General features: G+C 62.5%; 16 protein-coding genes. 15 read left to right on the top strand and 1 reads right to left on the bottom strand.

All coding sequences use genetic code 11. The annotated features are described in order from the left end of the window. Positions 1-3: 3 nt before the first annotated feature. From argS to AC1D3C_RS08760, 12 genes are all read left to right on the top strand, one after another. A complete protein-coding gene (gene argS / locus AC1D3C_RS08815) occupies positions 4-1,761 on the top strand; it encodes an arginine--tRNA ligase (RefSeq protein ID WP_247035339.1) in 1,758 nt (585 codons plus the stop codon). Positions 1,762-1,827: 66 nt separating this feature from the next. After that, complete coding sequence (locus AC1D3C_RS08810) at positions 1,828-5,040, top strand: SPOR domain-containing protein (RefSeq protein ID WP_477482611.1); 3,213 nt, start codon at positions 1,828-1,830, stop codon at positions 5,038-5,040. A 78-nt stretch (positions 5,041-5,118) separates the two neighbouring features. After that, the gene (gene nagZ / locus AC1D3C_RS08805; RefSeq protein WP_477482610.1) at positions 5,119-6,135 is read left to right on the top strand and encodes a beta-N-acetylhexosaminidase; all 1,017 of its coding nucleotides are present in this window, start codon (positions 5,119-5,121) and stop codon (positions 6,133-6,135) included. Positions 6,136-6,162: 27 nt separating this feature from the next. Next, the gene (locus AC1D3C_RS08800; protein ID WP_247033283.1) at positions 6,163-7,026 is read left to right on the top strand and encodes a segregation and condensation protein A; all 864 of its coding nucleotides are present in this window, start codon (positions 6,163-6,165) and stop codon (positions 7,024-7,026) included. Between the two features lie 7 nt (positions 7,027-7,033). After that, the gene (gene scpB, locus AC1D3C_RS08795; protein WP_477482691.1) at positions 7,034-7,726 is read left to right on the top strand and encodes an SMC-Scp complex subunit ScpB; all 693 of its coding nucleotides are present in this window, start codon (positions 7,034-7,036) and stop codon (positions 7,724-7,726) included. Positions 7,727-8,085: 359 nt separating this feature from the next. After that, positions 8,086-8,310, top strand: a complete 225-nt coding sequence (locus AC1D3C_RS08790) for a twin-arginine translocase TatA/TatE family subunit (RefSeq protein ID WP_038542389.1) — start codon at positions 8,086-8,088, stop codon at positions 8,308-8,310. A gap of 33 nt (positions 8,311-8,343) precedes the next feature. Beyond that, positions 8,344-9,066, top strand: coding sequence for a Sec-independent protein translocase protein TatB (gene tatB / locus AC1D3C_RS08785; protein WP_477482609.1), 723 nt, complete (start codon positions 8,344-8,346; stop codon positions 9,064-9,066). Continuing rightward, positions 9,063-9,887, top strand: a complete 825-nt coding sequence (tatC, locus tag AC1D3C_RS08780) for a twin-arginine translocase subunit TatC (RefSeq protein WP_477482608.1) — start codon at positions 9,063-9,065, stop codon at positions 9,885-9,887. The genes tatB and tatC overlap by 4 nt, the downstream gene beginning before the upstream one ends. A 55-nt stretch (positions 9,888-9,942) precedes the next feature. Further along, positions 9,943-11,226 carry a serine--tRNA ligase gene (gene serS, locus AC1D3C_RS08775; RefSeq protein WP_038586174.1) on the top strand — a complete coding sequence of 428 codons (1,284 nt, stop codon included), beginning with the start codon at positions 9,943-9,945 and terminating at the stop codon, positions 11,224-11,226. After that, complete coding sequence (surE, locus tag AC1D3C_RS08770; protein WP_477482607.1) at positions 11,226-11,996, top strand: 5'/3'-nucleotidase SurE; 771 nt, start codon at positions 11,226-11,228, stop codon at positions 11,994-11,996. Before serS ends, surE begins: the two co-directional genes overlap by 1 nt. A gap of 8 nt (positions 11,997-12,004) precedes the next feature. Beyond that, positions 12,005-12,643 carry a protein-L-isoaspartate(D-aspartate) O-methyltransferase gene (locus tag AC1D3C_RS08765; RefSeq protein WP_405029309.1) on the top strand — a complete coding sequence of 213 codons (639 nt, stop codon included), beginning with the start codon at positions 12,005-12,007 and terminating at the stop codon, positions 12,641-12,643. Between the two features lie 148 nt (positions 12,644-12,791). Further along, positions 12,792-14,411 carry a peptidoglycan DD-metalloendopeptidase family protein gene (locus AC1D3C_RS08760; protein ID WP_477482606.1) on the top strand — a complete coding sequence of 540 codons (1,620 nt, stop codon included), beginning with the start codon at positions 12,792-12,794 and terminating at the stop codon, positions 14,409-14,411. Positions 14,412-14,484: 73 nt separating this feature from the next. Here the strand turns inward: AC1D3C_RS08760 and AC1D3C_RS08755 are convergent, their stop codons facing one another. Then, positions 14,485-15,357: an ATP-binding protein gene (locus AC1D3C_RS08755; RefSeq protein WP_477482605.1), complete on the bottom strand. Its 873-nt coding sequence runs from the start codon at positions 15,355-15,357 to the stop codon at positions 14,485-14,487. A gap of 196 nt (positions 15,358-15,553) precedes the next feature. Here AC1D3C_RS08755 and yajC point away from each other — a divergent pair, with 196 nt between their 5' ends. From yajC to AC1D3C_RS08740, 3 genes are all read left to right on the top strand, one after another. Further along, on the top strand, positions 15,554-15,922 hold the full coding sequence (yajC, locus tag AC1D3C_RS08750; protein ID WP_477482604.1) for a preprotein translocase subunit YajC: 369 nt from the start codon (positions 15,554-15,556) through the stop codon (positions 15,920-15,922). A gap of 102 nt (positions 15,923-16,024) precedes the next feature. Beyond that, positions 16,025-16,411, top strand: a complete 387-nt coding sequence (locus AC1D3C_RS08745) for an Mth938-like domain-containing protein (RefSeq protein WP_477482603.1) — start codon at positions 16,025-16,027, stop codon at positions 16,409-16,411. A 3-nt stretch (positions 16,412-16,414) separates the two neighbouring features. Next, the gene (locus AC1D3C_RS08740; RefSeq protein ID WP_247136934.1) at positions 16,415-17,269 is read left to right on the top strand and encodes a phytoene/squalene synthase family protein; all 855 of its coding nucleotides are present in this window, start codon (positions 16,415-16,417) and stop codon (positions 17,267-17,269) included. The last annotated feature ends 50 nt before the right edge of the window (positions 17,270-17,319 follow it).

The raw sequence follows: 17,319 nt of genomic DNA, 5'->3' as shown, positions 1-17,319 counted from the left end.
AACATGAATCTTTTTGCCGACTTCGAAACAAGAATTAAGAACGCTTTGGAAAGCCTTGATATTATCAAGGAAAAGCGAAGCGAGCTTGATTTCGGCCGTATCGCAGTCGAGCCGCCGCGGGACCAGAGCCACGGCGATGTGGCCACCAATGCCGCCATGGTTCTGGCAAAACCGCTCGGCACCAATCCGCGTGCGCTCGCCGATATCATCGCCGAAGCGCTGCGTTCGGATGCTGACATCAGCGAAGTTTCCGTGGCCGGTCCCGGCTTCATCAATATCCGGCTCGGTGCTCCCTACTGGCAGCGCCTGCTCGCCTCGATGATTGCCGAGGGCACGGATTACGGCCGCTCGACGGTCGGCGCCGAGAAGAAGGCGAATGTCGAATACGTCTCGGCCAACCCGACGGGCCCGATGCATGTCGGCCATTGCCGTGGTGCTGTCGTGGGCGATGCGCTGGCGAACCTGATGGAATTTGCCGGCTACGACGTGGCCAAGGAATATTACATCAACGATGCCGGCAGCCAGATCGATGTTCTGGCCCGCTCGGTCTTCCTGCGTTACCGCGAGGCTCTCGGAGAGACGATCGGCGAGATCCCCTCGGGCCTTTATCCGGGCGACTACCTCGTGCCGGTCGGGCAGGCCCTGGCGGAGGAATACGGTTCGCGGCTGCATAACATGCCGGAAGATGCCTGGATGCCGATCGTCAAGGACAAGGCGATCGACTCGATGATGGCGCTGATCCGCGACGATCTCGAAGCGCTCAACGTCCATCACGACGTCTTTTATTCGGAACGGACCTTGCATGCCAATGGCGCGCAGCGCATCCGCCAGGCGATCAACGACCTCACGTTCAAGGGGCACGTCTACAAGGGCACGCTGCCGCCACCGAAGGGTCAGTTGCCGGAAGACTGGGAGGATCGCGAGCAGACGCTGTTCCGCTCCACCGAAGTGGGCGACGATATGGACCGGCCGCTGATCAAGTCGGACGGCAGCTATACTTACTTTGCGGCCGACGTTGCCTACTTCAAGGACAAGTTCGACCGTGGTTACGACGAGATGATCTATGTGCTCGGCGCCGACCACGGCGGCTATGTCAAGCGCCTGGAAGCCGTCGCGCGTGCCGTCTCCGGCGGCAAGGCGAAGCTCACCGTGCTCCTCTGCCAGCTCGTCAAGCTGTACCGCAATGGCGAGCCTGTGAAGATGTCGAAGCGTTCCGGCAACTTCGTGACCCTTCGCGAAGTGGTCGACGAGGTCGGCCGCGACGCGGTGCGTTTCATGATGCTCTACAGGAAGAGCTCCGAGCCGCTCGATTTCGACTTCGCCAAGGTGACCGAGCAGTCGAAGGACAATCCGGTGTTCTACGTGCAGTATGCCCATGCGCGCTGCTCGTCGGTGTTCCGGCAGGCAAAGGAAGCGTTCCCAGGGCTCGATTTTGCTTCGCTCGACCTCAAAGGTTCGAGCAGCCTGATCAACGATCCGAACGAGATGCAGCTGGTCGCCAAACTCGCGGAATACCCCAGAATCATTGAGGCTGCGGCCCAGGCTCAGGAGCCTCATCGGCTTGCTTTTTACCTCTATGATCTGGCAAGTTTCTTCCATGCGCATTGGAATAAGGGTAAAGAACAACCGGAATTACGCTTTGTTAACGATAAAAACCGAGAATTGAGTATTGCCAGGCTTGGGCTGGTGCATGCTGTCGCCTCTGTTTTGAAGTCAGGACTTGGGATCACGGGCACTGCGGCACCGGAAGAAATGCGGTAAATATCGCCACCATTTCCCCACATTGCACTGGCATATGCGTTGTAATGTAGGTGAGTGGACGAGGTAATGGCCGATAACAACCTTGCGCGTAACCGGAATGATTTACCGGACTTCTTTGCCGATGATGATCCGCTGGCAGAACTCGCCCGCATCGTAGGCTACGACGATCTTCCCGTCGCCGCCAAGCCCGGATCATCTTCCGCCGATACTTCAGCGTCTGGACGGCGAGAGCCGGCATTCAATCTTGAAGACGAGCTTCTTCAGGAGTTCGAGCGCTATGACGCGCCGCGGCTCGATCCTATCCACGATATCGCGCTTGACGATGCGCCCCGGTCATTCGCCGAGCCTGCTTCCGATGCCGCAGTGGCTGCGCCGCCGGTAGAGCCGGAGGAATTGGAGTTTGTCCCGGCTGAGCCGGCCGCGATCGAACTGCCGCAGGTTTTTCTGCCGGCCGATAGTGCGATCAGCGAGCGCGGCGATCAGCTGTTCGGCGACGAAGAGCCGCCATTGGCGTTTGATGCCGTCGACGAGAGCGTGGCCTCCGATCCGATAGTCGAACCGGCTTTCGAAACCGCAAGTGTGGAACCCGTCTTCGATCTGCCCGATTTTCCGACAGCTGGCGCGATGTCTCCCGCCACGTCGACAGAAGAGCCGGCGGAGGAATTCGATCTCGCGGCTGAGTTGGAAAACTCGATCGCGGCCGAACCGGTTGCTGCAGGCCAGCCCGAGGTGAGGTTCGAGCCCGAGGCGAAAATCGAGCCGGAGGTCCGGTTCGTGCCGCAAGCGACCTTCGAACCTGAAGCAGCCCCTGAACCTGAAGCAGCCCCGGAACCCGAGGCAGCTTTCGAGCCGGAGGCGAGATTTGAACCGGAGCCAAAGGCAGAGAGGGGTAAGGGCGCCTATATTCCTGGCTTCCGCATGCCGCTCACCAATTTCAGCGTAGCACGAGACGTTTCTGCGGCCTCTGCACAGGCGGCTGTAATCCCTTCTCAGGCGGCCGCACCTGCACCGAACGAGTATGCTGTCGAGCCTCCGGTTCTGGACGATCTCCCGAGCCCGAAGATCGAGCCGGCACCGGCTGCCGAACTGCAGGTTTCTGCAAAGACCTCGGAGGCGCAGGAACTGCAGCCTGCGCCCGTCGCGGCCACGTCTGTTACATCGACCGGTCAGAGTGCCGGTGCGTCGCAAAAGGATCGGTTCTCCGCGCTCGATGAACTGATCTACGACGTCCAGCGTTATACGATGCCGACATCCAACGGGCAGCCGCTCGCGACCCCTGTGGCGAACGCGCCCGAGCTTGCCGCAACGCCTGCTGTCGCACCCGCTGGGCCCGTGATTGCCAATGCGGCGGTTGCCACGCCTCCGGTTGCCGAGGTGCCGTCTCTAGACGACAAGGATCCCTTCTCTGATGAGGAATTCGAGTTGGCGCTCGATGGCCTGGAACTCGACCTTGCCGAGATCGTCGTCGAAGAGACGCAGAAACATCCGGTTCAGGCGACGCCTGCGGCGGCTGCTGCTGTAAAGGCAGAACCTGCCGCCCTTTCGGCGACGCCGATCGCGCGCGTTGCGCCCGTCGCTGTGGCGGCACCGGTTGTGGAGACGCAGGTTGTCGAAGAGCCTGAATCGATGGCCGACCTGCCATTCGATCCGGCTCAGATTGCCGATTCCGAAGACCAGGTGGAGGCGATCGCCGAGCTCGACGTGCCGTCGCTGCCGGCGGAAGAGCCGGAACAGCCGCCGGCCTATCGCCCCGATTACGAACTCGACATCGATGCCGAGCTTGCGACGCTGCTGACAGCGCCCGGCAAGTCTGCCCCGGCGCGCAAGCCGGAGATCGATATCGCACAGAAAGGCCAGCAGGCTGCTGCAGAAGCGAGCCATTCGCCGGCCTATACCGATCTCGACGATTTCGAGCGTGCACTGGAAGAGGATTTTCGCCGCAGCCTGACGACGCCCCTGCCGGCGGCGGAGCATGAGGAGCTGCATTATTCCGACAGCGATTATATCGCGACCGTCGAGAACGCCCGCCGTTCCGTCCGCAGCTGGGCCATGCCGCTGGTTCTTGCCGGCGTCGTGATCCTTGGCGGTGCCGGCGCCTATGCGTTCTTCGGCAGCAGCGTTTCGAGTGTCGTTTCGGGCGGCGAACCGGTCATCATTGCCGCCGACAAAGAGCCGATCAAGATTGCGCCGGAAAATCCGGGCGGCAAGACCGTCCCCAACCAGGACAAGGCTGTCTACGATCGCGTCGCCGGCGTCTCGCCGAAGGATCCGAAGCAGCGCACGCTGATCTCCTCCAACGAGGAGCCGATCGACGTCGTCCAGAAGACCTTGATGCCCGATACGTTGCCGCTCGAAGGCGAGAACGATATCGAGCCGACCGATGTCGGCGAGACGGAGGATCCACGCCTCCTGCCGCAGGATCGGACTGCGCAAAACAATGCCCCTGCCGAGCAGCAGCCCGTGACCGTCATGCCGCGCAAGGTCAAGACGATGATCGTCCGCCCGGACGGCAAGCTGGTCGAGCAGGAAATCGCAGCGCCGGCGCTCGCCGCACCGGAAACGCCGAAGCTGCCAGCCGCCGGCGCAAAGCCGGTCGAAACGGCAGCGGCGTTCCCCCCTAAGCTTCCGCCTTCCACGCCCGCCACACCGGCCCGTCCGCAACCCTCGTCGACCACCTCGAATGCCGGCTCTTCCGGTGTCCTTCCGGTCTCCGCGCCAGCCAATCCGGCCGCTCCGGCAGAACACGTCAACGTGGTGAGAACGAACCCGATCACGCCGGCCGTCGCAGCGGCTCCCGCGCAGCCGACCCCGGCTGCCGCGGCTCCTTCTCCGGCCGTCGCACAGGCTCCGGCACCCGTCGCTCCGATTCAGGCCTCCGCGCCGGCATCGAAGGCTCCGGTGCCGATCGCACGCCCGGCCGAGCAGCCGGTCAACGTGGTCGCTGCCGTCACGGATCAGGGCAATGTCCGCGCCCCGGGCCAGCAGACAGCCGCCGCTCCGGCGTCCGCATCGAACCAGGTCGCTTCGCTGGGACCTGGGGACTACGTGATCCAGATCGCCTCGCTGCCGTCGCAGGCGGAAGCCCAGAAGTCCTATCAGAGCCTGTCGGCCAAGTTCGGCAGCGTCATCGGTGGCCGGGGCGTCGATATCAAACCCGCCGAGATCGCCGGCAAGGGCACATTCTACCGCGTCCGTATTCCGGCCGGCGGCAAGAATGAGGCTGTGGCGCTCTGCGAACGGTATCGCGCCGCTGGCGGAACCTGCCTGGTCGGCCGGTAAGGATTGAACGCGAAGAAATCGGACGGGGCGCCTGGCGCCCCGTTTTTCGTTGGCCCACCAATGATCTAAGATCGAGCCATGAGCGAATCAAAAGCAATGATCCTGGGCTCCAGCGGCCCGACCCTCACCGCCGACGAAGTGGCGCTTTACCAGGATGAACGGCCCTGGGGCTTCATCCTGTTTGCCCGCAATTGCGTCGAACCGGCGCAGATCGCCGATCTTGTCGCATCCATGCGCGATGCCATCGGCCGGCCGGGTGCGCCGGTGCTGATCGACCAGGAGGGAGGGCGTGTTCAGCGCATCCGTCCACCGATGATCGAGCGTTATCCATCCGCTGCAGTGCTCGGCGAGCTTTACCGCCGGGATCGCGAAAAGGGCCTGCGGGCTGCTTGGCTGATGTCGCGCCTGCATGCCTTCGACCTGATGAAATTCGGCATCAATGTCGATTGCCTGCCGGTGCTTGACGTGCCGATCGAAGGGGCGAGCAACGTCATCGGCGATCGCGCCTATGGTTTCGATCCGAAGACAGTTGCGGAAATGGGGCAGGCTGCCGCTGACGGCCTGAAGGCGGGCGGCATGCTGCCGGTCATGAAGCACATCCCGGGCCATGGCCGCGGTATGGCCGACAGCCATCACGAACTGCCGGTGGTCACCGTGTCGCGCGCCGAACTCGAAGCGCATGACTTCCTGCCCTTCGTCGCCATGAAGAACGAGCTGATGGCAATGAGCGCCCATATCGTCTTCACCGCCATCGACCCGAACGAGCCGGCGACCATTTCCCGCAAGGTGATCGACGAGATCATCCGCGGCCATATCGGTTTCGACGGGCTGCTGATGTCCGACGACACGTCGATGAACGCGCTGAAGGGCACGATCGGCGAGCGTGCGGCGAGAATCGTTGGGGGCGGATGCGATATTGTCTTGCATTGCAACGGCGTGATGGACGAAATGAAAGCCGTCGTGAAGGAAGCGATACCCCTTGGCGGCGAAGCTCTGCGGCGGGCAAGGGCGGTGGAGGCAGCCTTCGGCGTGGGCGACGGCTTGAGCGAGGAGGCGATCCGCGCGGAATTCCACAGTCTTCTCGCCGTCTCCTGACGGCTGTCGACAGGACAAGGTTTGGGAATGGCCATAAATACATCGCAGGACGCCATTCCGATGGACAAGCTCTGGCAGGATGCCGGCGCCAACCGCGCGACCGACGATCCGGCGCTGGTGATCGACGTCGGCGGCTTTGAGGGTCCGCTCGACCTGCTGCTTCACCTTGCCCGCACCCAAAAAGTCGATCTCGCCCGCATCTCTGTCCTGGCGCTTGCCGAACAATACCTCCTGTTCATCGATAGCGCCCGTCGGGTTCGCATCGAGCTTGCAGCCGACTATCTGGTCATGGCCGCCTGGCTTGCCTACCTGAAGTCCAAACTTCTGATCCCGCAGCAGGTCAAGGGCGACGACGGCCCGAGCGGTGAAGAACTCGCTGCGACGCTCGCCTTCCGCCTGAAGCGACTGGAGGCGATGCGGGAGGCCGCGACCCGGCTGGTCAACCGCAACCGGCTTGGCCGCGACGTGTTTGCCCGCGGCGCGCCGGAACATATCCCGCACAATGTCGAATCCGCCTATGATGCGACGCTTTATGACCTGCTTGCGGCCTATGCCAACCTGCGCCAGCGCACCGCCGTCACCCAGGTGACGATCGAAAGGCGCAAGGTCTGGTCGCTGGTCGATGCCCGCGAACTCTTGACCCGCATGCTTGGCGAGGTCGCTGACTGGACGGCGCTGCAGCACTATCTCTTGCCCTATCTCCCGCCGGAGGATCGCGTCACGGCGACCGCCAGCGCCTTTGCCGCTTCGCTGGAACTGGTGCGCGAAGGCAAGCTCGAAATCCGACAGGACGGCGCCTTCCAGCCGATCTATTTGCGCAAGGGGCCTGGGCCGCATCAGCCGGCCTCGCCGCAACCCGTCACAGGAGGCGTTGTTGACGCCGCGGGATGACGACGATCTGCCGATCGCTGACGAAGAGGAGGCCGAGCCCTCATCTTTTTCATTGGTGGAGGTCGAGCGGATCGCAGAAGCGCTGGTTTTCGCTTCGTCCGAGCCGGTCTCGGAAGCGTTTCTGGCCGAACGCCTGCCGCGCGGCACCAATGTGAATGCCGTCATGCGGCGGCTGGCGGAGGTCTATGCGCCGCGCGGCGTCAATCTGATCCGGACCGGCGACCGCTGGGCCTTCCGTACTGCTGCCGATCTCTCCTTCGTCATCCACAAGGACGACAACGAGACGAAGAAGCTGTCGCGTGCGGCGCTCGAGGTGCTGGCCATCATCGCCTATCACCAGCCGGTCACCCGTGCCGAGATCGAGGAGATCCGCGGCGTCCAGACCTCCAGGGGAACGCTCGACGTGCTGATGGAAGCAGGCTGGGTTCGCTTCCGCGGCCGCCGCCGCACTCCGGGACGGCCGGTCACGCTCGCCACGACACCTGATTTCCTCGATCATTTCGGCCTCGAGGAACTGCGTGATTTGCCCGGTCTCGAAGAATTGAAGGGCGCCGGCCTGCTTTCCGGTCGCATCCCGCCGGGCTTTGCGATACCGATCCCGCTCAATGTCGATGATCTTTCCGAGGACGAGGACCCGATCACGCAACTCGACCTTGAGGAACTCGGCCTGTTGACGCCGGGCGGTGAAGCAGAGGAATGAACCCATCTTTCTCTGAAGGCTGGCTCAGCGGGGCCAGCCATCGGACAGGGTTCGGCCCGGAGCGCGTCGGTCTGTCGCACCATATGCAGAAATTGCGGTATGCGCTCTCCGGCGAAGTGCAGCAGCGTGTTGCATCTGGCCGGTGATTGCCTTGCTAAGCCCCGGATGCGACCGTTCCTCGGCGGTGTGGAGTACCTGACAACTTGTGTTCCCGGAGCTTCGGAATCGATCCATGCCGGCCAGTTGTCGGCGGAGGTAAACGACGTCTCGATACCGGTGCCGCCCGAGGACATTTTGGTGTTTGAAAAAGCATCATAAAAAGCTTACATCGATGAAACGGTACTAATGGAGTTGGACTTATGGGTTCTTTCAGTGTGTGGCATTGGCTGATCGTTCTGGTCATCGTGCTCGTTCTCTTCGGACGCGGCAAGATTCCGGAACTGATGGGCGATTTCGCCAAGGGCATCAAGAGCTTCAAGAAGGGCATGAGCGACGAGGACGCCCCCGAGGCGAACGGCGCGACGACCACAACGAAGACCGTTGATCTCAAGGCTGAAGAGGCCAAGGAAACCAACCGGTCGTAATGTCCGAGTGGCGGGTTCCAGGAGCCTCATTGAATGTTTGATATCGGCTGGACCGAGCTTCTTGTCATAGCGATCGTGCTGATCGTCGTGGTTGGTCCCAAGGATTTGCCGCCCATGCTCAGGGCTTTTGGCAAGATGACGACCAATCTGCGCAAGATGGCCGGCGATTTTCGCGCGCAATTCGATGAAGCGCTGAAGGAGTCGGAACTCGACGACGTGCGCAAGACGATTTCGGATGCGCAGCGGCTGAACCCGACGAATGCGCTGAGGGACGCGATCAACCCGCTCCGGCAGATGGGGCAGGAAATCCGCGCCGACCTGCAGAAGGCGACGCAGCTGCCGACGGCGGGGGTAAGCCAGACCGATGCCGAAGCTCAGCAGGCTGTCGAGGGCACGTCGTCCGTCGATGCGGCTCCCGAGATCCCGGCAAATTTCCCGTCGCCGACCGCTACGTCGACGTCGACAATACCGCCAGTTACCACCGCTCCGGCACAATCCGTGCCGGCCGCGGCGGAGGCTGTGGCAGCTGTTACCGAAAAGCCGAAACCGGTCCGCAAAACCGCCTCCAAGGCAAAGCCGGTTCCCGAGGCCACTGAAGCTCCTGCGGCCCCGGCCGCTGTTGCCGAAAAACCGAAGCGCAGCCGCGCGGCGTCCAAGCCGGCGCCCGTGACCCAGGCTGTGGAAGAGGCGGTCGTCAAGGCTCCGGCCCGCAAGCGCACGCCGAAGAAGGCCGATACCCCGAAGGACGACGCATGAGCGGTGACATCGAAGACAAGCCGCAGCCGCTCATCGAGCATCTGATGGAGCTGCGCACGAGGCTGATCTGGTCGATCGGCGCGTTTTTTGTCGCCTTCGTCGTTTGTTTTTTCTTCGCCAAGCAGCTCTTCAACCTGCTCGTGGTCCCTTATAAGTGGGCGGTTCTCTGGGCCCATCTCGATCTTGCCAAGTCCGAACTGATCTATACCGCGCCGCAGGAATTCTTCTTCACGCAGGTGAAGGTGGCGATGTTCGGCGCGCTGGTGATTGCCTTCCCGGTGATCGCCTCGCAGATCTACAAGTTCGTGGCACCGGGTCTCTACAAGAACGAACGGGCGGCTTTCCTACCCTTCCTGATCGCTTCGCCGATCCTCTTCCTGATGGGCGGCGCTCTGGTCTATTTCTTCTTCACTCCCATGGTCATGTGGTTCTTCCTTGCCATGCAGCAGGCACCGACCGAAGGCGAAGTCGGCATTTCACTTCTGCCGCGGGTCTCGGAATATCTGAGCCTGATCATGACGTTGGTCCTGTCCTTTGGACTGGTGTTCCAGCTTCCGGTGATTACCACGCTGCTGGCCCGCGTCGGCATTCTCACCAGCGACTGGCTGCGGCAGAAACGCAAATATGCGATCGTGCTTGCCTTCATCGTTGCCGCCGTGCTGACGCCACCTGATCCGATGTCCCAGATCGGTCTTGCACTGCCGACCATCCTTCTCTACGAGATTTCCATCTACGCCGCACGACTCGTCGAGCGCAAACGTGCCGAGGAAAAGCTTTCGGAGCAGGAACCTTCGGATGTTGCGGAGACGGACAAGGCCTGAAGCCTTCCGGCCTGCCTTGCGAGTCCGCGGCGTTCCGCTCTAAAGGCAAGGCAAGATGCTCGATATCAAGTGGATCCGTGAAAACGAAGGGGCTTTGGATGCAGCGCTGAACAAGCGTGGCGCAGAGCCCATGGCGGCAACCCTCCTGGCGCTGGACGACACGCGCCGTTCCGTCATCCAGAAGCTTCAGGACATGCAGTCCCGCCGCAACGCCGCTTCCAAGGAGATCGGCATTGCGCTCGGGCAGAAGAATTCCGAGCTTGCCGAAAAGCTGAAGGCAGAGGTCGCCGTCATCAAGGACACGATGCCGGTTGCCGAGCAGGAAGAGCGCGAGGCCGTCGCGGCGCTCGAAGACGCCCTGTCGCGTATCCCGAACATCCCGTTTGACGACGTACCGGTCGGCAAGGACGAGCACGATAACGTGGTCAAACACGTCGTCGGCGAAAAGCCGCGCTGGAACCATGCTGCCAAGGAGCACTACGAGATCGGCGAAGCGCTCGGAATGATGGATTTCGAACGCGCTACGAAGCTTTCCGGTTCGCGCTTCACGGTCCTGACCGGCCAGCTCGCCAGGCTCGAACGGGCTCTCGGCCAGTTCATGATCGACATGCACACGACCGAGCATGGTTATACGGAAGTCTCCTCGCCGCTGATGGTGAAGGGCGACGCCATGTATGGCACCGGCCAGCTGCCGAAGTTCGAGGAAGACCTCTTCAAGACCACGGATGGCCGCTACCTGATCCCGACGGCTGAAGTGACGCTCACCAACCTCGTTTCCGGGGAAATCCTGGAACAGGAAAAGCTGCCGCTGCGCTTCACGGCGCTGACGCCATCCTTCCGCTCGGAAGCCGGTTCCGCCGGCCGAGATACGCGCGGCATGCTGCGCCAGCACCAGTTCTGGAAGTGCGAACTCGTGTCGATCACCGATCAGGAATCGTCGATCGCTGAGCACGAGCGAATGACCGAATGCGCCGAGAATATGCTGAAGCGCCTCGGCCTGCATTTCCGCACCATGACGCTCTGCACCGGCGATATGGGTTTTGGCGCACGCAAGACTTATGACATCGAGGTCTGGCTGCCGGGCCAGGATACCTACCGCGAAATCTCGTCCTGCTCCGTCTGCGGCGATTTTCAGGGCCGCCGCATGAATGCGCGCTACAGGTCCAAGGATGACAAGGCGCTGAAGTTCGTTCACACGCTGAACGGGTCTGGCGTCGCCGTCGGCCGCTGCCTGATCGCGGTCATGGAAAATTACCTGAACGAGGATGGTTCGGTCACAATTCCGGACGCGCTGCTGCCGTATATGGGTGGCCTGACCAAGATCGAGCGGGCGGCCTGATGCGGATACTTCTGACCAACGATGATGGCATTCATGCCGAAGGCCTCGCCGTTCTCGAACGAATTGCCAGACAGCTTTCGGATGACGTCTGGATCGTTGCGCCGGAGACCGACCAGAGCGGTCTTGCCCATTCGCTGACGCTTTCCGAACCGCTCCGTCTGCGCAAGGTTGGCGACAAGCACTTTGCGCTGCGCGGCACGCCGACCGACTGCGTCATCATGGGCATCCGCGAAATCCTGCCCGAGAAGCCGGATCTGGTGCTTTCCGGCGTCAACGACGGCGCCAACATGGCCGATGACGTTACCTATTCCGGCACCATTGCCGGCGCTATCGAAGGCACGCTCCAGGGCGTGCGCTCGTTTTCGCTGAGCCAGGCAGTGCGTCGCGAGAACGGTCGTTTTGCGCCTTGGGAAGTCGCCGAATCCTATGCACCGGACCTCATTCGCAAACTGATCGACGTGGACCTGCCCGACGGCACCTTCCTCAATCTCAACTTCCCGAACTGCGAGCCAAGCGAGGTGCAGGGCGTCGAGGTGACGTCGCAGGGCAAGCTCGATTTCGGCCTGACGATTGACGCCCGCAACGACGGCCGCGGTCTGCCCTATTACTGGCTGCGATTCGGCGAACGGAAGGGGCATTTCCGCGAGGGCACCGATATTCAGGCGCTCAAGGAAAACAAGATTTCCGTGACGCCGCTGAAACTGGACCTGACCGATCATTCGGTTCAGGATCGTGTGGCGAAAGCACTGGGATTCGGAGCTGCCGATTGAAATCGGGCATGGTCGAAAAAGAAGGTTTTGCGGCGCTCGTGCTGCGCCTCAGGTCGGAAGGCATTTCCGACCTCGATCTGCTGACCGCTGTTGAACAGACGCAGCGGTCGCAGTTCGTGCCGCCGCCGCTTGCCGAAGATGCCTATTCCAGCCGCACGGTGCCGATCGATTGCGGATCCTTCATGGAAGGCGCCGATCTCGCCGTCCGGTTGCTGCATCGCCTCCAGGTCAAGCCTGGGCACAGGGTGCTCGAAATCGGCACGGGCAGCGGCTTCACCGCCGCCGTTATGGCCCGGATCGCCGAGCGGGTGCTGACCGTCGAGCGCTACCGCACCCTGGTTACCGCCGCCCAGGGCCGCATGGATGCGCTGGGGCTGCGCAATATCGTCGTGCGCCAGGCGGACGGCGGCAACGGCATGCCGGGCGAGGGCACGTTCGACCGCATTTTTGTCACGGCCGCCTTTCCGTCACTGCCGCGATTCTATGCCGAGCAACTCACGCACGGCGGTTCCATGCTCGCTCCGCTGGTGGATGGTGAGGTCTGCATGATGGTGCGCCTGACCAAAACCGGCAGCCGATTCGAGCGCGAAGACCTGTTCCCGGTGCCCTTTCTGCCGATCGTTCCGCATATTGCTGCAGCGCTTTAGCCGGGTTGGTTCCATGCCATGCCGGCCTTTTGGCGGTCATGGTTATCAATTTCTCTAAAATTTTAAGACAATGCCTGCCCTTTAACAGTGCAGTAAGACTAACGCGCTTTAATGACTCTCACGATGGTGGCGTATCTGTAGGCGAGTCATGCGTATGAAGAGTTCTCCGAAATTCGGAAAATCCGTAATCAAATTTGCTGTCGCGGCACTGCTTGCCAGCGCAGCGACAGGGTGCAGTTCGGACGCGACGCGTTTCTCGGGGCTCTTTTCGAAATCCGACAACATAACGACGGCGTCCATTCCGCAGCGGCAGGGGGGCGGGGCCTATGGCCAAGCACCGACGCCGCAGGCCGATCTTGGATCCGGCCAGGCCCAGGCGTTGCCGCCAATTCCGCGGAACGACTACGGCTCGCGCAACACCGCCATGGCTCAACCGTATCCCGGTAATTCCGGCGGTTATACCTCGCCGGCGCGCACCGCATCCGCTCCCGTCGCCGTCCAGCGCTCCGAACTCGCGGCCCCGACCGGCGCCGCGGCGCAGCGTAACACCGCACCGATGGCCCGTGATCCGGCGAACCGCCAGGAAGCGCTCGCTCAGCCGTTCCCCGGCCGTCAATCGGCCGCCCACACGCTCGTCGCTCCGTCTTCATCGACGCTGAAGGCCGACAATGTCGTTACCGGCACGACCGCCAAGCCGATGTCCGGCTGGTCCACGGTCAACGCGCCGAAGGTGACGCTGAGGCCGGGTGAAACGGTCTCGACGCTTTCCAAGCGTTACGGCGTTCCGGAAAAGGAAATCCTGAAGGCCAATGGCGGCGCCGTCGCTCCCGGCCAGTCAGTCCTTATCCCGACCTTCGGCACCGCGCAGAATTCGGCGAAGAATGCCGCCGGCACGATCGACCTCCAGAACAAGGCTCCGACGCCAACCCGCGAGCCCGAGCAGAAACTCGCGGTTCTGCCGACCCCGGCGCGCGACAAGGCAATGGCCGAACCCGCCAAGCTGACGCCTCCGGGCGGCAAGCCGGTTGGCGGTACCTATGTGGTCAAGCCGGGCGACACGATCAACAAGATCGCCCGCGAGACCGGCACGCCGATCGATCAGCTGAAAGCGGCCAACAACCTGACCTCCGGCGGCGTCCGGATAGGGCAAACGCTCAAGGTCGCCAACGGCGTTGCGGCTCCTGTCGCCGATCCGGTCAAGACCGCGTCCATTCCGCAGAAGCCGGTCGAAAAGGCCGCAGCCGCGGCACCGAAGCCGGCTGCTCCTGCCACGGCCCAGGTCGCTCAGGTTGCTGTGGCGCCTGCCGCTGCCAAGGCCGCGGTCGATGGCGCCTCCGTCGCCGACGTCGAGAAGAAGTCGGACACCGCCTCCGTGGCGCCGCAGTCCACCGGCATCGGCAAGTATCGCTGGCCGGTCAACGGTGCGGTCATCGCTGGCTACGGCCAGAACGTCGACGGCAATCGCAATGACGGCATCGACATCTCGGTTCCGGAAGGCACCCCGATCAAGGCTGCCGAAAACGGCGTGGTCATCTATGCCGGCAACGGCCTGAAGCAGCTCGGCAACACGGTTCTCGTCCGTCATGACGACGGCAAGGTCACCGTTTACGGCCACGCCGGCAGCATCAACGTCACACGCGGGCAGAAGATCACCCGCGGCCAGACGGTCGCCGCCTCCGGCATGAGCGGCGACGCCAAGCGCCCGCAGGTCCACTTCGAAGTCCGCAAGGACGCGACCCCGGTCAACCCGATTACCTTCCTTGAATAAGTAGTGCGTTTCAGGGGACGGAGAAAAGCCCGGCAGTGCCGGGCTTTTTGCGTTCTCAGTGTTTTTTCGGGTTTCAATCTCGGGAAAGCGGTTTCCGCAGCCGCCCGGCAAGATCGTGGATATATTGCCAGGCGACACGGCCCGAGCGCCCGCCGCGGGTGGTCGCCCATTCGAGGGCCTCGTGATGCAGGGTCTCCTGGCCGAGGCCGAGCTCGAAATGTTCGGCATAGCCGTCGATCATCTTCAGATAGTCGTCCTGGCTGCATTTGTGGAAACCGAGCCACAGGCCGAAACGATCCGACAGCGACACCTTTTCCTCGACTGCCTCGGACGGGTTGATCGCCGTCGACTGCTCGTTCTCCATCATGTGGCGCGGCAGGAGATGGCGGCGGTTGGAGGTCGCGTAGAACAGAACATTGTCGGGCCGGCCTTCGATTCCGCCGTCGAGCGCCGCCTTCAGCGACTTGTAGGCGGTGTCGTCGTGGTCGAAGGAGAGGTCGTCGCAGAAAGCGATGACGCGCTGGCCGGAAACCTTGAGGATATCGAGCAGGGCAGGGAGCGAGGCGATATCCTCGCGATGCACCTCGACAAGTTTCAGCGGGATCCCGGTCGCTGCGCGCACGTCCTCGTGGACCGCCTTCACCAGCGACGATTTGCCCATGCCACGGGCGCCCCATAACAGCACGTTGTTAGCGGCAAAACCTTCCGCAAATCGCAGGGTGTTTTCATGAAGAATGTCACGCACGTGGTCGACGCCGCGGATCAGCGTCAGGGCGACCCGGTTCGGACGCGGCACCGGCTGCAGGCGCTGGTTTGCCGGGATCCAGACGAAGCAGTCGGCGGCGTTCCAGTCGTTGACGGCGGGCGGAGGGCCGGCAAGCCGTTCCAGCGCATCCGCAAGCCTGCGGACCTCAGTCAGGATCAGGGTGTTGAAGTCGTCGCTCATGGTGTTTCTCCGGTCGTATCGGCCAGTTTTTGAGCCTTTTCGCTGCGGTAACATGCTCGTTGGTGCATCAAAAGCCTGAGAGCCGCGAATTCGGTACGCCGGCCGGCGTGTTTCTGTTGCATTCCGGCCTATCGCAACTATATTCCGGCGGCTTGAAACGGGGGCCCGGGGCCTCCGGTAATCTTAGGAGTTTTCGATGTTCATTACCGAAGCATTCGCCCAGGCCCCAGCCGCAGCACCGGGAGCTTCCGCGTTCGGCTCCGGCCTTGAGATGCTCTTCCTCTTCGCGCCTCTGATGGTGGTCTGGTATTTCTTTCTGATCCGTCCGCAGCGCGCCACTGCCAAGAAGCGCCRGGAAACGCTGTCCAACGTCCGCCGCGGCGACCAGGTCGTTCTTGGCGGCGGCATCACCGGCAAGGTGACCAAGGTTATCGACGACGCCGAAGTGGAAGTCGAAATCGCCGAAGGTGTGAAGATCCGCGCCATGCGCGCCTATATTGCCGAAGTCCGCGTCAAGGGCGAGCCGGTCAAGACCGAACCGGCGAAGACCGGAACGGCTTCCTGAACGTTATCGCCGATGCCAAAGGCCCTGTCTGCTGCAGGGCCTTGGATCCAAAGAGCCGGGCCATCATCCGGCTCGTAACCTTTTCGAGAAAGCATGCGACCCATGGCGAAAGGCATCGAAATTCGCGACGCCCATTTTCCCGGTCGTGCTCCGATCGATGCTTATGGCAATGGCGGTTTCCGTTTTGCAGACATGTCGCATCGCGGCTCGCTGCTCTGCCTTCCCTCGGGTATCCACGGCTGGGAACTGCAGGAAGGCGAACCGCTGACGGTCGCTTCCCTGATGAAGGTGCTCGCCGAATCAAGCGAGATTGAAGTGTTGCTTGTCGGCATGGGCGCCAACCTCAAGCCCATTCCGGCGGATGTGAAGGCAGCGTTGAAAGCCAAGGGCATCGCCTCCGATCCGATGAGCACCGGTGCCGCCGTGCGCACGTTCAACATCATGCTCGCCGAATCGCGCGCCGTCGCCGCGGCTTTGATTGCCGTCTGACAGATGGCCGATCCAGCCAGACAGAACGGCGATATCTGCCTCGCAACGCTTAGGGATACGGACCGCGACCGCTATCTCGCCTGCCTCCTGTCGCCGGAAGACAAGCGCGGCCCACTTGCGGCCCTTTATGCCTTCAACGCCGAGATCGGCCGCGTCCGCGACGTGGTGCGTGAACCGCTTCCCGGCGAAATCCGCCTGCAATGGTGGCGCGACCTCCTCGAAGGCAGCGCTCATGGCGACAGCACCGGCAACCCCATCGCCGCCGGTCTGCTTGAGGCGATCGAGACCTATCGCCTGCCGCGCCAGACGCTCGTCGACATGATCGAGGCGCGCATCTTCGATCTCTACGACGATCCGTTGACCGACCGGAATGCACTCGAAGGATATGCCGGCGAGACCGCTTCGGCGGTAATCCAGCTCGCGAGCCTGATTCTCTCTCCCACCGATGCGGCAAAATCTGCGGAGGCGGCAGGACACGCGGGTGTCGCCCAGTCGATCGCCGGTTTCCTGCTGCTGATGCCCATCCATCGACGCCGTCATCAACTTTATCTGCCGCTCGATATCCTCTCGGCGACCGGGCTCGACCGTGATACATTCCTGCGCGGCGAGGATAGGTCGCGCATTTCCGTCGCGATCGAGGCCTTTGCCGGCCTTGGATTGGAACATCTGGCCAAGGCCAGAAAGTCGGGAACCGTCCCGTCCGCCGTCTTTCCGGCCTATCTGCCGGTAGCGCTTGCCGAACCAGTGCTGCGCCGCGCGGCGCGCGCCGGTGCTTCGGTGTTCGATACGGCGCTGCAACTTCCGCAGTGGCGGCGGCAATTGCGGCTCTTGAAGGCCTCGGTCACCAGACGCTTTTGATGGACGTCAAATTCGCGCAAGGCTCGCGCGCTAAGGGACGAGACTAGAAA

It is taken from the genome of Neorhizobium sp. P1_A6 (assembly GCF_056406795.1).
This window is presented reverse-complemented; position numbering and strand designations above follow the sequence as displayed.

Excerpts from the sequence above, each read along its gene's own strand:
- AC1D3C_RS08800 (WP_247033283.1), top strand. The coding sequence starts at position 6,163 with ATGGCCATAAATACATCGCAGGACGCCATTCCGATGGACAAGCTCTGG.
- AC1D3C_RS08765 (WP_405029309.1), top strand. The coding sequence starts at position 12,005 with ATGGTCGAAAAAGAAGGTTTTGCGGCGCTCGTGCTGCGCCTCAGGTCG.
- argS (WP_247035339.1), top strand. The coding sequence starts at position 4 with ATGAATCTTTTTGCCGACTTCGAAACAAGAATTAAGAACGCTTTGGAA.
- AC1D3C_RS08740 (WP_247136934.1), top strand. The coding sequence starts at position 16,415 with ATGGCCGATCCAGCCAGACAGAACGGCGATATCTGCCTCGCAACGCTT.
- AC1D3C_RS08790 (WP_038542389.1), top strand. The coding sequence starts at position 8,086 with ATGGGTTCTTTCAGTGTGTGGCATTGGCTGATCGTTCTGGTCATCGTG.
- nagZ (WP_477482610.1), top strand. The coding sequence starts at position 5,119 with ATGAGCGAATCAAAAGCAATGATCCTGGGCTCCAGCGGCCCGACCCTC.
- tatB (WP_477482609.1), top strand. The coding sequence starts at position 8,344 with ATGTTTGATATCGGCTGGACCGAGCTTCTTGTCATAGCGATCGTGCTG.
- AC1D3C_RS08760 (WP_477482606.1), top strand. The coding sequence starts at position 12,792 with ATGCGTATGAAGAGTTCTCCGAAATTCGGAAAATCCGTAATCAAATTT.
- AC1D3C_RS08810 (WP_477482611.1), top strand. The coding sequence starts at position 1,828 with ATGGCCGATAACAACCTTGCGCGTAACCGGAATGATTTACCGGACTTC.
- serS (WP_038586174.1), top strand. The coding sequence starts at position 9,943 with ATGCTCGATATCAAGTGGATCCGTGAAAACGAAGGGGCTTTGGATGCA.
- tatC (WP_477482608.1), top strand. The coding sequence starts at position 9,063 with ATGAGCGGTGACATCGAAGACAAGCCGCAGCCGCTCATCGAGCATCTG.
- surE (WP_477482607.1), top strand. The coding sequence starts at position 11,226 with ATGCGGATACTTCTGACCAACGATGATGGCATTCATGCCGAAGGCCTC.
- AC1D3C_RS08745 (WP_477482603.1), top strand. The coding sequence starts at position 16,025 with ATGGCGAAAGGCATCGAAATTCGCGACGCCCATTTTCCCGGTCGTGCT.
- AC1D3C_RS08755 (WP_477482605.1), bottom strand. The coding sequence starts at position 15,357 with ATGAGCGACGACTTCAACACCCTGATCCTGACTGAGGTCCGCAGGCTT.